The sequence below is a fragment of the Streptomyces sp. NPDC048603 genome, assembly GCF_043199475.1.
In the GTDB taxonomy this organism is placed as follows: domain Bacteria; phylum Actinomycetota; class Actinomycetes; order Streptomycetales; family Streptomycetaceae; genus Streptomyces.
In genome coordinates this window covers 328172-342349 of record NZ_JBICVY010000004.1, presented here as the reverse complement: position 1 = coordinate 342349, position 14178 = coordinate 328172, and the positions used below count along the sequence as shown (strand labels likewise).

Annotated in this window: 17 protein-coding genes; 9 read left to right on the top strand and 8 right to left on the bottom strand. The window is 71.9% G+C overall.

Features of this window, described 5'->3' with window-relative positions; genetic code table 11:
- The first annotated feature begins 87 nt into the window (after nt 1-87).
- Together ACGFQ9_RS11395 and ACGFQ9_RS11390 are read left to right on the top strand one after the other, a co-directional pair.
- On the top strand, nt 88-1827 hold the full coding sequence (locus tag ACGFQ9_RS11395; RefSeq protein WP_393573496.1) for an amidohydrolase family protein: 1740 nt from the start codon (nt 88-90) through the stop codon (nt 1825-1827).
- Nucleotides 1824-3308: an aldehyde dehydrogenase family protein gene (locus tag ACGFQ9_RS11390; RefSeq protein WP_393573495.1), complete on the top strand. Its 1485-nt coding sequence runs from the start codon at nt 1824-1826 to the stop codon at nt 3306-3308. Before ACGFQ9_RS11395 ends, ACGFQ9_RS11390 begins: the two co-directional genes overlap by 4 nt.
- A gap of 37 nt (nt 3309-3345) precedes the next feature.
- Here the strand turns inward: ACGFQ9_RS11390 and ACGFQ9_RS11385 are convergent, their stop codons facing one another.
- Entirely contained in the window at nt 3346-4437 is a 1092-nt protein-coding gene (locus ACGFQ9_RS11385) for a DNA alkylation repair protein (protein WP_393573494.1), read from the bottom strand.
- A 282-nt stretch (nt 4438-4719) separates the two neighbouring features.
- On the opposite strand from ACGFQ9_RS11385, the gene ACGFQ9_RS11380 reads away from it, so the two are divergent.
- The 3 genes from ACGFQ9_RS11380 to ACGFQ9_RS11370 all read left to right on the top strand — a co-directional run bounded on the left by ACGFQ9_RS11380 (nt 4720) and on the right by ACGFQ9_RS11370 (nt 7362).
- On the top strand, nt 4720-6279 hold the full coding sequence (locus tag ACGFQ9_RS11380; RefSeq protein WP_393573493.1) for an APC family permease: 1560 nt from the start codon (nt 4720-4722) through the stop codon (nt 6277-6279).
- Between the two features lie 201 nt (nt 6280-6480).
- The gene (locus tag ACGFQ9_RS11375; protein ID WP_393573492.1) at nt 6481-6810 is read left to right on the top strand and encodes a hypothetical protein; all 330 of its coding nucleotides are present in this window, start codon (nt 6481-6483) and stop codon (nt 6808-6810) included.
- A gap of 90 nt (nt 6811-6900) precedes the next feature.
- On the top strand, nt 6901-7362 hold the full coding sequence (locus tag ACGFQ9_RS11370) for a prevent-host-death family protein (protein ID WP_393573491.1): 462 nt from the start codon (nt 6901-6903) through the stop codon (nt 7360-7362).
- A gap of 377 nt (nt 7363-7739) precedes the next feature.
- On the opposite strand, the gene ACGFQ9_RS11365 is transcribed toward ACGFQ9_RS11370, so the two are convergent.
- Both ACGFQ9_RS11365 and ACGFQ9_RS11360 read right to left on the bottom strand, forming a co-directional pair.
- Nucleotides 7740-8171, bottom strand: a complete 432-nt coding sequence (locus tag ACGFQ9_RS11365) for a nitroreductase family deazaflavin-dependent oxidoreductase (protein ID WP_393573490.1) — start codon at nt 8169-8171, stop codon at nt 7740-7742.
- The gene (locus tag ACGFQ9_RS11360; protein WP_393573489.1) at nt 8168-8776 is read right to left on the bottom strand and encodes an NAD(P)-dependent oxidoreductase; all 609 of its coding nucleotides are present in this window, start codon (nt 8774-8776) and stop codon (nt 8168-8170) included. Before ACGFQ9_RS11360 ends, ACGFQ9_RS11365 begins: the two co-directional genes overlap by 4 nt.
- A gap of 74 nt (nt 8777-8850) precedes the next feature.
- Between ACGFQ9_RS11360 and ACGFQ9_RS11355 the strand changes: the two genes are divergently transcribed.
- The 4 genes from ACGFQ9_RS11355 to ACGFQ9_RS11340 all read left to right on the top strand — a co-directional run bounded on the left by ACGFQ9_RS11355 (nt 8851) and on the right by ACGFQ9_RS11340 (nt 11479).
- A complete protein-coding gene (locus ACGFQ9_RS11355) occupies nt 8851-9237 on the top strand; it encodes a winged helix-turn-helix transcriptional regulator (protein ID WP_393573488.1) in 387 nt (128 codons plus the stop codon).
- A gap of 36 nt (nt 9238-9273) precedes the next feature.
- Nucleotides 9274-10068: a DUF4239 domain-containing protein gene (locus tag ACGFQ9_RS11350; RefSeq protein ID WP_393573487.1), complete on the top strand. Its 795-nt coding sequence runs from the start codon at nt 9274-9276 to the stop codon at nt 10066-10068.
- An 840-nt stretch (nt 10069-10908) separates the two neighbouring features.
- Nucleotides 10909-11232 (top strand): hypothetical protein, encoded by a 324-nt coding sequence (locus ACGFQ9_RS11345; protein ID WP_393573486.1) that lies wholly within the window; start codon nt 10909-10911, stop codon nt 11230-11232.
- Nucleotides 11219-11479: a hypothetical protein gene (locus ACGFQ9_RS11340; RefSeq protein WP_393573485.1), complete on the top strand. Its 261-nt coding sequence runs from the start codon at nt 11219-11221 to the stop codon at nt 11477-11479. Before ACGFQ9_RS11345 ends, ACGFQ9_RS11340 begins: the two co-directional genes overlap by 14 nt.
- Here the strand turns inward: ACGFQ9_RS11340 and ACGFQ9_RS11335 are convergent.
- From ACGFQ9_RS11335 to ACGFQ9_RS11315, 5 genes are all read right to left on the bottom strand, one after another.
- Complete coding sequence (locus ACGFQ9_RS11335) at nt 11476-11874, bottom strand: VOC family protein (protein WP_393573484.1); 399 nt, start codon at nt 11872-11874, stop codon at nt 11476-11478. The genes ACGFQ9_RS11340 and ACGFQ9_RS11335 overlap by 4 nt on opposite strands.
- A complete protein-coding gene (locus tag ACGFQ9_RS11330) occupies nt 11871-12146 on the bottom strand; it encodes a hypothetical protein (protein ID WP_393573483.1) in 276 nt (91 codons plus the stop codon). Before ACGFQ9_RS11330 ends, ACGFQ9_RS11335 begins: the two co-directional genes overlap by 4 nt.
- A 16-nt stretch (nt 12147-12162) precedes the next feature.
- Entirely contained in the window at nt 12163-12345 is a 183-nt protein-coding gene (locus ACGFQ9_RS11325; RefSeq protein WP_393573766.1) for a type II toxin-antitoxin system RelE/ParE family toxin, read from the bottom strand.
- A gap of 29 nt (nt 12346-12374) precedes the next feature.
- Entirely contained in the window at nt 12375-13094 is a 720-nt protein-coding gene (locus ACGFQ9_RS11320) for a hypothetical protein (protein ID WP_393573482.1), read from the bottom strand.
- Nucleotides 13095-13263: 169 nt separating this feature from the next.
- Entirely contained in the window at nt 13264-14124 is an 861-nt protein-coding gene (locus ACGFQ9_RS11315) for a TIGR03619 family F420-dependent LLM class oxidoreductase (protein WP_393573481.1), read from the bottom strand.
- Nucleotides 14125-14178: the final 54 nt, after the last annotated feature.

Genomic DNA, 14178 nt, shown 5'->3' with positions numbered 1-14178 from the left:
GCCCCCGGCCGGGGCACGCCCATGACCGCAGCGGCACGCATGCCGACAGCCGGCCGGGAGAGACGACCGGCCAGGAGAAGGGACGTCATGCTCGACCACCTCATCAAGGGCGCGACCGTCGTGGACGGCACCGGCGCCCCCGCACGCGTCGCGGACGTCGGCCTCAAGGGCGGCCGGATCGCGGTGATAGCCCCGCCCGGCGGGATCACCGAGGAGGCCCGGACCACCGAGGACGCCACCGGACTGGTCCTCGCCCCCGGCTTCGTGGACCCGCACACCCACTACGACGCCCAGCTGTTCTGGGACCCGTACGCCACCCCCTCCATGAACCACGGGGTCACCACCGTCGCCGGGGGCAACTGCGGCTTCACCCTCGCCCCGCTCAACCCCGGCCGCCCCGAGGACGCCGACTACACCCGGCGCATGATGAGCCGGGTCGAGGGCATGGCCCTGGCCGCCCTGGAGGAAGGCGTCGACTGGACCTGGTCCACCTTCGGCGAGTACCTCGACGCCCTCGAAGGGCGGATCGCCGTCAACGCCGGCTTCATGGTCGGCCACTGCGCGCTCCGCCGCCACGTCATGGGCGAGGCCGCCGTCGGCGGGCAGCCCACCGAGGAACAGCTCCGGCAGATGCTCGACCTGCTGCACGAGGCCATGGACGCCGGCGCCTGGGGGCTGTCCACCACCCAGTCCGCCACCCACTCCGACGGCGACGGCGCCCCCGTCGCCTCCCGGCACGCCCGGCCCGCGGAACTGCTCGCCCTCTCGCGGGCGGTCGCCGAGCACGAGGGCACCCAGCTGGAGGCGATCGTCGCCGGCTGCCTCGACCAGTTCTCCGACGACGAGATCGACCTCTTCGTCGAGATGAGCGCGGCCGCCGGACGCCCCCTCAACTGGAACGTCCTCACCATCGACGCCGCCGTCCCCGAACGCGTCCCCCGCCAGCTCGTCCCCAGCGAACGCGCCCGCAAGGCCGGCGGCCGGATCGTCGCCCTCACCATGCCGATCCTCACCCCCATGAACATGTCGCTCGGCACCTTCTGCGCCCTCAACCTCATCCCCGGCTGGGGCGAGATCCTCGCCCTGCCCGTCCCCGAGCGGATCGAGAGGCTCCGCGACCCGGACGTACGGGCCGAGATGCTGCGCCGCGCCGACAGCAAGGAGGCCGGGGTCTTCCGCCGGCTCGCCCATTTCGGCCGGTACGTCATCGGCGACACCTACAGCAAGGCCAACGAGGGCCTCTCCGGCCGGGTCGTGAACGACATCGCCGCCGAACGCGGCCAGGACCCCTTCCACTGCCTGGTCGAGATCTGCGCCAACGACGACCTGCGCACCGTCCTGTGGCCCATGCCCACCGACAACGACCCGGCCACCTGGGCGCTGCGCGCCGAGACCTGGCAGCACGAGGACGTCATGCTCGGCGGCTCCGACGCCGGCGCGCACCTGGACCGGATGTGCGGCGCCCCGTACACCACGCGCTTCCTCGGCGACTGCCTGCGCGGCCGGAAGCTCGTCCCGCTGGAGCAGGCGGTGCGGATGCTCAGCGACGACCCCGCCAGGCTCTTCGGCCTGCGCGAACGCGGCCGGATCGCCGAGGGCTACCACGCCGACCTGGTCCTCTTCGACCCCGAGCGGATCGACGCCGGCCCCGCCACCCTGGTCCACGACCTCCCCGGTGACAGCCCGCGCCTGGACTCCCGCGCGATCGGCGTGGTCTCCGTCCGCGTCAACGGCGTCGAGACCATCCGAGACGACGAGGTCACCGGTGCCGTCCCCGGCATCGTCCTGCGTTCCGGCCGCGACACGAGGACGGTGAGCACCCGTTGAGCACATCGTCGGGCGGCAACACGGAAGGCAGGCTGTACATCGGGGGCGAGTGGGTGGAGCCGGCCGGCGGCCACTACGAGGTGGTCAACCCGGCGGACGAGTCCGTGGTCGGGGTGGCCCCCGAGGCCTCCCGCGCCCAGGTCCACGAGGCCGCGCGGGCGGCCCGTGATGCGTTCGCGACCTGGTCCCGTACGAAGCCGGAGGAGCGCGCCGCGATCCTGGACCGGGCCGCGGACATCATCCAGCGCGAGTACGGACCGTGGACGGCCCTGGCACAGGCGGAGACCGGCGCCCCCACCGGGATCGCCCGCGGCATGCAGGTCGGCGTCGGCGTGTCCCGCTTCCGGCGGTACGCGCGCGGAGCCCTGGAACCCGTGGAGAAGGGACTGCCGCCCCAGGTCACGGAGGCCGGCCCGATGGGGAAGGCGTCCGTCCTGGGCGCGCTGGAACTGCGCCAGCCGGTCGGCGTGGTCACCTGCATCACCTCCTACAACAACCCGTGGGCCAACCCGGCGGGCAAGGTGGCCCCGGCCCTGGCCATGGGCAACACGGTGGTGGTCAAACCGGCCCCGCAGGACCCGCTGTCGGTGTTCCGGATGGCGGAGGCCCTGGCGGAGGCGGGCGCCCCGCCCGGGGTGGTCAACGTCGTGGGCGGACGGTCGGTGGAGGTCGGCGAGGCGGCGGTCGACTCCCCGGACGTGGACATGGTGTCTTTCACCGGCTCCACGGCGGTCGGCCGGCGCATCGCCGAGGTCTGCGGCCGCGACATGAAGCGGCAGCTGATGGAACTCGGCGGGAAGGGCGCGGCCATCGTCTTCGACGACGCCGACCTCGACGCGGCGATGATGGGCATCGGCACCACCTTCTCCTTCTACTCCGGCCAGATCTGCACCGCGCCGACCCGCGTCCTGGTGCACCGCCCGGTCCACGACGCGCTGGTCGAGAAGCTCACCGGCTACCTCGCCTTCATGAAGGTCGGCGAACCGACGGCACCGGGCACGGTCGTCGGCCCGGTGATCTCGGCGGCCCACCGCGACCGCATCGAGTCCTACGTCGAACTGGGCCGGAAGGAGGGCGCCACCGTCGCCGTCGGCGGCGACCGCCCGCAGGTCCGCGCGGACGGCAGGGGCTTCTACACGGCTCCCACTCTCCTCACGAACTGCACCAACGACATGCGGGTGGTCCGCGAGGAGATCTTCGGTCCGGTGGTCGTGGTCGTCCCCTTCGACACGGAGGAGGAGGCCGTCGCCCTGGCCAACGACTCCGACTACGGCCTGATCAGCTACGTCTGGTCCGGTGACGCCTCCCGCGCCTTCCGGGTGGCCCGCCTCCTGCGTGCGGGCGGGGTCGGCGTCAACACCATCGGCCGGAACATGGAGGCCCCCTTCGGCGGCTTCAAGCGCTCGGGCGTGGGCCGCGACGTCGGCTCGTACGCGCTGCACGCGTACAGCGAGATCCAGTCGATCGTCTGGACGACGTAGTCGGGGGGAGGGGCGGTGCGGGGCGGAGTCCCGGCGGTCATCCGGCGTCGAGCCGGAACGCCGCCTCCCCCTGCACCCGCCCGTTGACCTGCAGCTGCACCAGGTGCTCCCCGGAGTGGTAGCGCCGGGTGGTGATCGGCTTGAAGGAGTGCCGCTTGGTGCCGGTGAGGGTCTCGCCGGGCGCCAGCGCCCGGGTGGCCAGCTTGAAGACCTTCGGGGTGCGGCTGCCGTTCGCCTTGACGTGCTGGATGACGTAGTCGAGGACCAGCTCCGCGGGACCGGCCGCGTCGTTGGTGACCTCGTAGTCGAAGACCAGGTACTCGCCGACGGCGACCCGCGGGGTGGTGACCCGCGGCCCGCCCACCGTGACCGGCGCGTCCGGGGCATGGCCGAGGACGGTCAGGGCCTCCGGCCGCCCCGCCTTGACCAGGGTGCGCAGGCCGTGCCGGACCACGCGGTCGGTGGTCGGCGCGGGGTCGCCGAGCCAGCGGCCGGCGGTCGCGACGGCCAGCTCGGGGTGGTCCCGGCTGATGTCGTTGAGGTGGTTGGAGACGGAGCGGCGTACGTACTCGGACTCGTCGCGGTACAGCGCGTCCAGCACCGGCACGGCCGGCCGCGGGTCGGCGATGAAGGCGGGCAGCTGCGCCGCCCACGGCAGCCGGGGCCGGCTGCCCTCGCTGGCCAGGCGGCGTACGTGCGGGTCGGGGTCGGCGGCCCAGTCCCGTACGACGGCCAGGGCGCGGGCGGGGTCGGCGCGCAGGAAGGGGCGTACGGCGGACTCGGCGGTGAGCCGCGGGGTGAGGTCGTGGAGCAGCGCGAGGCCGGGCTCGAAGACCTCCAGCCCGCGGACGGCGACGGCCTCGTTGACCGGGAAGGTCATCCAGCCGTCGAAGCCGGGGTCCTCGAGCGCGGTCCGTACGACGGCCTCGAAGCCGGGCCAGTCGGCGGGCAGGTCGTCGAGGACGGCGTCCCGGACGGCGGCGACCCGCCCGCTGTAGGAGAGGCCTTCGAGGGCGTCGGCGCGGGCGCGCAGCGCGGGGGCGGGGGACCGCCGGCCGGCGGCCCGGCCGAGCAGCCGGGCGAGTGCGCTGACGGTATCCGCGCCGATGAGTTCGTCTGCGGTGGGCACGGGCCCAGTCTGCCGGACGGAGGCCGGTCCGGGCCCGGCTCCGGGGCCTTGGAAAATTGCCACGGGAAAGTTTTGAAACGGACAAAACGGGTACTCCTGCGGTTTCCGCATTCCGAAACCCCGGAGTCGGCGCCTGCTGAATCGTGGATGGATGCCTGAGTGAACCTTTCATTGCGAGTGCGTGAACGGATTTGATCTCGCCAATCAAAGGGTTTTAGTCCTGTGGACTACCGGACTTAACTCCTCCGGATAAGGAAACCGCAGCATCTACCGTCCTGTCCCATGACACAGCTGGACATGCGGCCCCAGGCCGGAGACACGGTAAGCGGCGTCGCCGAGGGCGGCGTACGCGGCAAGGGACTCGGCAAGGGTTCCGTCGGCCTGCTGGGCAGTGCCGTGATCGGTGTCTCCACCGTCGCCCCGGTCTACTGCCTCACCTCGACCCTCGGGTCGACGGCGGGCGAGGTCGGTGTCCAGATGCCTGCCGTCTTCCTGGCCGGCTTCCTCCCGATGCTGCTCGTCGCCTTCGCGTACCGCGAGCTCAACAAGGCCATGCCGGACTGCGGCACCTCCTTCACCTGGACCGTGAAGGCCTTCGGCCCGCGCGTCGGCTGGATGTGCGGCTGGGGCCTGGTGATCGCCACGATCATCGTGCTCTCGAACCTGGCCGGCGTCGCCACCTCCTACTTCTGGCTCCTCGCGGGCGAGATCACGAACAACCCCTCGGTCGCCGCCCTGGACGACAACAAGCTCGTCCACATCACCACCTGCCTGACCCTGATCGCCCTCGCCACCGCGATCAGCTACCGCGGCATGACCGCGACGAAGGGCGTGCAGTACGCCCTGGTCGGCCTGCAGCTGGTCGTCCTCGCGATCTTCGTGGCCATGGCCTTCCAGAAGGCCTCCGCCGGCACCTTCGACACCGGCCTGGACTTCTCCTGGTCCTGGATGAACCCCTTCGCGGTCGAGTCCATGGGCGCCTTCACCGCCGGACTCTCGCTCTCGATCTTCATGTACTGGGGCTGGGACGCCTGCCTGGCCACCAACGAGGAGACCAGCGGCTCCGAGAAGACCCCCGGCCGCGCCGCGCTCCTGGCCATGGTCGTACTGGTCGGCTCGTACCTGGCCACCGGCATCGCCGCCCAGATGGCCGTCGGCTCCGGCGGCGAGGGCCTCGGCCTCGCCAACGAGGAGACCTCGGACAACGTCTTCGCGGCCCTGGCCGGCCCGGTGATGGGCCCGGTCCTGGGGATCCTGCTCTTCGTCTCGGTGCTCGCGTCCGCCGCCGCCTCGCTGCAGACCACCTTCATCCCGGTCGCCCGCACGGTGCTGGCCATGTCGGCCTACGAGGCGCTGCCGCCCTCGTACGCCAAGGTCCACCCGAAGTTCAAGACCCCGGGCCGCGCCACGGTCATGGCGGGCATCGCCACCGGCGCCTTCTACACGATCATGACGCTGGTCAGCGAGAACGTCCTCACGGACACGATCTTCGCGCTCGGCCTGATGATCTGCTTCTACTACTCGCTGACGGCCTTCGCCTGCGCCTGGTACTTCCGCAAGGAGCTCGGCCGCTCCGTCCGCGACCTGTTCCTCAAGGGCGTCTTCCCGGTCCTGGGCGGCCTGCTGCTGGCCGCCGTCTTCTTCAAGACCCTGTACGACACCTTCGACCCGGCCTACGGCTCCGGCTCCGGCATCCTCGGCGTCGGCAGCGTGTTCATCATCGGAGTGGGCCTGCTCCTCCTCGGCCTGGTGATCATGCTGGTCACGGCCCGCCGCAGCCCGGCGTTCTTCCGCGGCGAGGTGCTGACGAAGGAGACCCCCTCGCTGGTGGTCGAGGACTGACCCGACGGACCCCACCGAACGACCCACCGGCCTGACCGGTCCCCTCCGCTCTGTCACCGGGCCCCGGATCGAGAACCCTCGATCCGGGGCCCGCGGGCGTCGTGCGCGAGACAACGCCCGGGTCAACGGTCAACGCGGGACGCGGCGGCAAGTGACCCGCGGCGCGGTGAGGTCGTTGGGCGGGGCATGAACATGAACGTCATGAAGCGCACCCTCGCGGCCCTGGCCCTCACGGGCGGCGCCGCCGCCGCCCTGGTCCCCGGCGTCGCGCACGCCCAGTCCCCGTCCGAGTCCCCGTCCCCGGCCTCCGCCACCGCCGACGAATCCACCACCATGAGCGGCGTCGGCCCGGTCGTCGAGCGGGTCGCGGGCGTCGTGGACAACCCCTCCGGCGCGGTCAAGGACACCCAGACCGCCATCGGCGTCGCCGCCGAGGCCACCGGCAGTGCCACCAAGGCCACCCAGACCTCCCTCTCCGGCGCCGGCGGCGCCCTGCAGAACGGCCTCCCGAACGCCCCGAAGGTCGACTGACCCCACCTGCCCGCCCGCCTTGCCCATGGCCTTCACTCACCCGGCCGTCGCCCGTTGACTTCGGAACGTATTCCGAACTAACGTCGAAGGGTGCTGACACCCACGGTTTCGTTCTCCGAGCTGTCCAAGAACTCCAAGCGGGTCGCCGAGACCTTGGACAAGGCGCAGCGCGTGCATGTCACCCGTCGGGACGGTGAGGACATGTACCTCACCACTGCCGCCCACGACCGGCAGCGGGAAGAGACCGCCGACATCACTGCCCGCCTCTTCAGCGCACTCATCACGACCGACGGCGGGGCGAGAGCCATAAGCCTCGCCCTGCCTGCGGTCTTCCCGTGGGTGCGCCACTTGCCGGCAGAAGACCTTCGGCAGTTCATCGCCGAACTGAGCGGCTCGGCGCAGGATGTGGCGGACCTCGATGTGCATGCCAACCTGCACAGGGTGATCGCGGAGTGGCGGGCGACGGCACGCATCCTTGCCGACCCCGGACTCACCGCCGAGCTCACCCGCCCTCTGCCGGGGGAAGACCACGGCGAGGTGGTCGGTCCGTGAGTCCCAAGCGTGGCGACGACGTCGCTCCACCGGCGGTCGCGGGCGAGTGGAGGCTGCGGTTCGCCACCAATGAGGCGGCGAAAGGCTGGGGTGAGCTGGCTTCGGAGGCGCCGGGAAACACCAGGCGCTGCTTTGAAGCCCTCCGGAAGCATCCGACTTCGCAACTTGAGCCGAGTCGCCAACACCGGCTTCGAGGCCCCCTCGAGGCCAGATCCCTTGGAGGCAGGGAGCTGCCCCAATGGGAGTACGAAGTGACGGCCGGCGGGCGGGTCCGGTACCTCGTGGACGAGACGACACGGACGGTCTGGCTGGTGCACGCTGCCACGAGGCATCCGAAGGACACCGAATAGCCGGCGAGGCGAGGCGAGCCGCGGCCGTCACCCGGACGGGGTGAGGAGGAGCAGGGGGATCTCCCGGGTGGTGGTGGCGCGGTAGGCGGCGTACGACGGCATGGCCGCCACCACCCGCGGCCACAGGCGGGCCGCTTCCTCCGGGGTCGCGGGGCGGGCCGTCGCGGGAAGGGCGTGCCGTCCGACGTGCAGGGTGGCACGGGGGTCGGCGAGCAGGTTCAGGTACCAGGCCGGGTGCCGGTCGGAGCCCCGGTTGGAGGCGGTGAGGACGTACGCCTCCCCGTCCCGCACGTACGCGAGCGCGGTGCGGCGCAGCACGCCAGAGGTGCGGCCCCGGGTGGTCAGCAGCAGGTCGTCGATACCGGGCCGGGGGAGACCGCCGGTCTCCTCGAAGCGGCGGATGTGGGCGGCGACCCAGGCGTCGGGGCTGTCGACGACGGGCTCGGCCGGTGCTGTCATGCCGTCTCCCCGGCCGTGACGCCGGCGTGGGCCGCGTGCACGGTCGGGCTCTCGATCTCGTCGAGCAGGGCGCGGACGAAGTCGGCCGGGGTGATGCGGGCCGCCGCATCGGCGGGTGCCCACACGTACCGCCCCGCCGGAGTCCCCTCGTGGTCGAAGTCGCCGGACGGGCTGAGCACCGCCCAGTCGAGCGCGGCGGGGGCCGCCGCGCGCAGCGCGTCGGTGCCGGCGGCGTGGGCGGCGTAGAACGGCCTCCACTCCCGGGGATAGCCATCCGTGTCCATCAGCAGCCCCCCGGTCGCGGTCGGCAACACGGACGCCAGCCCGACGGAGACGAGCCGGCGGACCCCGGCGTCCGGGAGCCCGGCCGCCAGCGCGCGGCCGACGGCCGGGAAGAAGGCGGCGGGCGCCGCCGCCGGGTCGTACACGGCGACGATCGCGGAGTCGTGCCCGGCCGCGGCACGCGCGACGTCCTCGGGCGAGGTGACATCGGTGCCGGGACGCAGTGCCTCGGTGACATGGTGACCGCGACGACGCGCCTCGGCGACGGCGGCACGGCCGACCCGCCCGGCGGCACCGAAGATGATGATCTTGTGGCTGCTCATGGGTGGGAGGCTAGGGGGAAGGGCGGTTACCGATCGGATACCGCCATACGGTGAGGGGCGTGGAGGTGGGGGAGATGAAGCACCCGTCGGAGGGCGCGCCGTTGGATCCGGAGATGTTCGACCCTGTCTGTCCGTCCACGCTCGTTCCGTTCCGGGTGGGTGACAAGTGGGCGCCGATGATCCTGCGCTGCCTGGAAGGCGGGCCGCGCCGCTTCTCGGAGCTGAAGGTGCCGCTCCGGGGGATCACCTCGAAGTCGCTGACCCAGTCGCTGCGGGGGCTGGAGCGGGACGGCTTCGTGGCCCGGGTCGCGCCCGGCAGGGCGGGCGGTTACGCCCTCACCGCACTCGGGCGCGGGCTGCTGGGGCCACTGGACGCGGCGTGCGAGTGGACGCGGGAGCACTGGGACGAGCTGATCGACGCACGGGAGGCAGGGATGGCGGGCCGGGGGCCGCTCGAATAGCCAAATCCCGAGGGCCGGCCGGTCGTTGATCCGGGCATGGCTCTTTGGTTGCTCAATCACTTCAGCACCCTCACCCTCGGCATCCTCGTGGTCGGCTGCGTGGTCGGCCTGGCGGTGGCGGGAAGCCTCGCCACCCGGCGCCGCTTCCCGCACCTCGCGGGCGGCGAGCACAACGAGATGGTCGGCGTCGCGCTCGGCATGTTCGGCGCGATCTACGGGATCATCCTGGCGTTCGTGGTCGTGACGCTGTGGACCCAGGTGGAGAACACCCAGAACATCGTGGCCTCGGAGGCCACGGACCTCGCGCTGGTCGTCCGCAGCGCGGAAGTCTTCCCGCCGGAGGACCGGGCACGGATCGAGAAGGCGGTCGGGGAGTACACACGCGCGGTGGTCGAGGTGCAGTGGCCCCTGATGAGGGAGGGACAGCCGAGCTATTCGGCGACGGCGCGCCAGACGGCGGGAATGTACGCGGGACTCCAGGCGTACGAGCCGCAGTCGGCCCGCGCCCAGACCTTCTACGAGGAGGCCGCCGTGCGCCTGAACGACGTGGCGGAACAGCGTCGCGCCCGCATCACCATGGCCGAGACGTCACTGCCGGTACTGCTGCAGGTGCTGGTGTACGGCGGCGCGCTGGTCATCCTGCCGCTGACGTTCCTCTTCGGGCTGCGAAGCCTGAAGATGCAGCTGCTGTTCGTGTCGGCGGTGGCGGCCCTGATCGGCTTCAGCCTGCTGCTGGTACTCGTCCTGGACCGCCCCTTCTCAGGCGACCTGAGCGTCAGCTCGGCCCCGTACAAGGAGGGAGCCCTGGCGAGGTTCTGGACGGAGGAGTAGAGGGAGGGCGCGGCAGTGGGAAGAAGCAGAGCCCCTGGCGGCCCGCACCCGCTGAGAACTCAGGAGCGCGAAGCGATCTGGTGCGCGTGGGCCGAGCCGGATTACGTAGATCTGATCGACTTCACCGCTGCGTCCGCCCGGATGGGCGGCTGGCCGAGCGACAGCCGCCGCCCGTGCCCGCCAACGCCACTGCCAAGGGAGCCTGGGTCCCTCCATGCCATTCCCCCGGGGGCCGCCCGACAGTCCTTGTCGTTCCGGGACGGACGTCGGGGTCAAGGGTGGCCCGAAGGGCCATCGCCGGAGGCGACGCGACAACGTCGCGCCCTTGACGCCGGCGGCCGGCACGGAAGGACGATGAGGACTGACGGGCAGCCCCCGGGCACCCTCTCGCTCCCGACCCGGCGGAGCCCCGGCAACCGGCAATCCCGCCAAGCGGCTTGGCGGCCCTCCGCTCGCCCCCTGCAAGCTCGGCCGTACAGGTCGTACAGGTCGTACAGGTCGTACAGGCCGTACCGGCCGAGCCGCAGTCGAACGGCAGTTCTGTAAGGTCGTCGGGTCGACGATCAAGGGGGGCGCATGTTCAAGTCATCTATGCGGGGTACTGCCATTGCGGTTGTGGCTCTGGCGGCGGTCGGGGTTTCGTGTACCGCGACGCCGAAGGCCGACAAGCCGGCCGGGGGAGCCACGACGGTCACGGCGGAGGCCAGTGCGCCCGCCAGCGCGTCCGCCGGTGCCGTCGGAGGGAGCGGGGTAGCTGCCTCGCCTTCGGCGGGCACGGGTGACGGCGGTGCCGCCGCTACCCCCAGGCCCTCCGGATCGCCCTCCGGATCGCCCTCCGGATTGCCGTCCGACCTGCCGCCCGAGAAGGTCCGGGACGCCTTCGCCGGGCTGCAGGCGACCTTGAACGACTCCTGCACCCCGGGCAACTGCGAGTACTTCCTCGGGCGGGTGTACGACGAGCTCCACCGCCTGGACAAGGCAATGAAGGCGGACCCGAAGGGGCCCGGTCACTTCCCCGAGCCGATCGCCCTGGTCCGGAAGCTCGATGTGGAGCTCGGTGGTGACCGGTCCTTCGAGAACCTGAAGAAGCACCAGAAGACGCTGATCGGGACCCGCGACAAGATCAACACATGGATGCAGGGGCACCCCGATGACTACCGCTGACGGACCCTCCCGGAGATCCGTCAGGCGGTGGTGGGTGGTCGGCTGGGCCGTGCTCGTCGTGGCCGGGGGCACGGCCACCCTCTGCCTACAGGCCGGGGACGATGCCGGGGAGGGCCAGGAACACCTCAGGTGGGAGCGCTCCACGCCCACCGCCGGGCAGCCGGACCCGGACCCGGACCCGTGCCCGAGCCTCACCGGCGGGGACTCGGGCCGGCGCGCCGACTGCGCCTACTGGGAACGGAGTTAGCCCCAGGTCCGGGAGCAGAGCACCAGGCGGTAGCCGTCCGGGTCCTCGAAGGTGACGCCGTACTCGTCCCAGTAGGGGTTGTGGGAGGGGACGCGGGTGCCGCCGTGGGCGGTCAGGCGGTCGATCAGGGCTTCGTCCGGCTGCTCGCCGAGGTAGACGACGAAGAGGTCGTCGACCGTGGGGGTGGGGACTATCGGGTTGTCCGGGTCGAGGGTGAGCTCGAAGTGCCAGCCGCCGCCCTTCGGGCCGACCATGAGGAGGTCGTGCTCGCCGGGGACGTGCTCGGTGCTCCGCCACACGACGTCCAGGCCGAGGCCGTCGACGTAGAAGCGTTCGGCGGCGGCGAGGTCGCGCGACGGGCGGGCCACGCGGATGTGGGTGGAATTGTTGATCATGGGGCGAGCGTACGGGACGGGCCGGGATCGGCCGGACGGAAAACGCTGACCGTGTAGGACGTCCGGTGGACGAGGCGGCCGCACGGCATGTCGATGCGGATCATGTCCGGATCGGTGACCCCGCCTTCCGTGACCAGCCGGTGCAGGAAGGCCCTCAACTCGTCGTGCTCGTACGTCGTGAACACGGCCTCCCACTCGCCGTCCCGTAGCTTGGCCGCCTGCCGGCGCGCCGCCGCCTCCGCCCGCTTCTTGCGCTTCCGCTGCCCCGGCACCGTAACGCCACCCCCGTCAGGTACTTCGGTAGATCTCCCGCCGGTTGCCGACGGCGAGGACCCACACGACGAGCTGACCGTTCTCCAGTGTGTACACGACCCGGTAGTCGCCGACCCGCAGCCGGAATCGTGAGGCGCTGCCCTGGAGCGGCTTGACGTCGAAGCCGTTCTTGTCGCCGAGGGTGAGCGCTCGTTGCAGTGCCCGGCTTGGCGGGCGGCCTGCCTCGGCTACGTCGCCTTCGCGCTCGACATGATCTGGTCGATCTCCTGGCGTTCCGCCGCGTCCGAGGGCTGGGCGATGCCGAGGAGGAAGGCGGAGCGGTCGTCCGCGACGGTCATCACCGTGAGGCGGAGGTGGGCGGTGCCGCCCCTGCCGTCGTCGACCTTGAGGGCCACGGTGTGGGCGGGCCGGCCGCCGACCGTGGTCGGGCGGGACTCGTCGATCGTGGACCTGCCGTCCGGGAAGAAGAAGGTCGCGTTGGAGCGGGCGGAGCGTTCCGTCCGCTGCTTGAGTTCGGCCTCCGGGATGGAACCGGCCCGGCCCGCCAGGACCGTCGCGATGGAGTCGGGGGAGGTGTCGGGGGTGGCGGCGGTGGCCTTGCTGATCGTGGAGGTGAAGGCGTTGATCAGGTCTTTGTCCTCGGGCTGCTTCCAGCCCTCCGGGATCGCGTACGAGACCCCGGCCGCCTGGTCGGTGACCCGGGGGCGGCCCGCCAGCGGGCTGTCGTCCGCGTCGCGCAGCAGCCACCAGCCGGCCGTGCCGGCCACCGCGAGCAGGACCGCGGCCAGGGTGCACCAGAGCGCGGTGCGGCGGCGGGGCCGGGGCGGATGCATGGCCGGGGGCGGGCCGAACGCGTCCGGCGTGGTCCCTGCCGGATTCGGCGGCGCGGTCGGCGGGACGGCCGGCGGCGGGGTCGGCGGGGTGGTCGGCGGCGGTGGGGTGCTCATGGGGTGAGTCTGGCCGAGCGTGGAGCGGGACGCCTGAGTACCCCCGCTCAGGGAGGTACTCAGATCCGTGCCGTGCCGTGCCATGTCATGCCATCCCGTGCTTCGCCGTGCCATGCCGTGCCGCGTCATCCCGTGCTTCGCCGTGCCGTCCGCGGACCGGCCGGGCCGGCTACAGGTACTGCGCGAACTCGTCCAGGACGCGCAGGACTTCCGCCTCGCCGGCCGAGGGGAGCTGCACGACGACCTCCTCGATGCCCAGGTCGGCGTAGTGGGACAGCTTGCCGGGCGTGGGCTGGACCGCGTACGGGATCACATGGAGGGTTTTCGGGTCGCGGCCGGCGCGTTCCCACACGGTGCGGAGGGCCGGGAGGGTCTCGCTCAGGCCGCGGCCGCCGATGGGGATCCAGCCGTCGGTGAACTCGGTGATGTGGGTGAAGAGTTTGGGACCGGGAGTGCCGCCGATCAGAGTGCGCGGGCCGTGCAGCGGTGTGCCGTCCGCGAGTTCGCGGGGAGGCTGGGCCGGCTTGGGGTGGGCCATGCTGGCCCGGACGGAGCCGAACTCCCCGATGTAGCCCTCGGGTTTCGGTGCCCACAGGGCGCGCATGAGGGCCATCCGGTCGCGGACCAGTTCGCGGCGGGTGCCCCATTCGACGCCGTGGTCGGCGGCTTCCTCGACGTTCCAGCCGTAGCCGATGCCCAGGGTGAGCCGGCCGCCGGAGAGGTGGTCCAGGGTGGCGACCTGCTTGGCGAGGCCGATGGGGTCGTGCTGGGCGACCAGGGTGATGCCGGTGCCCAGGCGGAGCCGTTCGGTGACGGCCGCGGCCTGGGCGAGGGCAACGAAGGGGTCGAGGGTGCGGCCGTACTGCTCGGGAAGGTCACCGCCCATGGGGGCGTCGGTGTCCCGGGAGACCGGGATGTGGGTGTGCTCGGGCAGGTAGAGGCCGTCGAAGCCGCGTTCCTCCAGGACGCGGGCGATCCGGACCGGGGACGGGGTCCGGTCCGTGAGGAAGATGGTGGCGGCGATCCGCATGGGCGCTTGCACCTCCGGCGAACGGCGGGCCCGTTCGGCCGGCGAGGCTGTTCA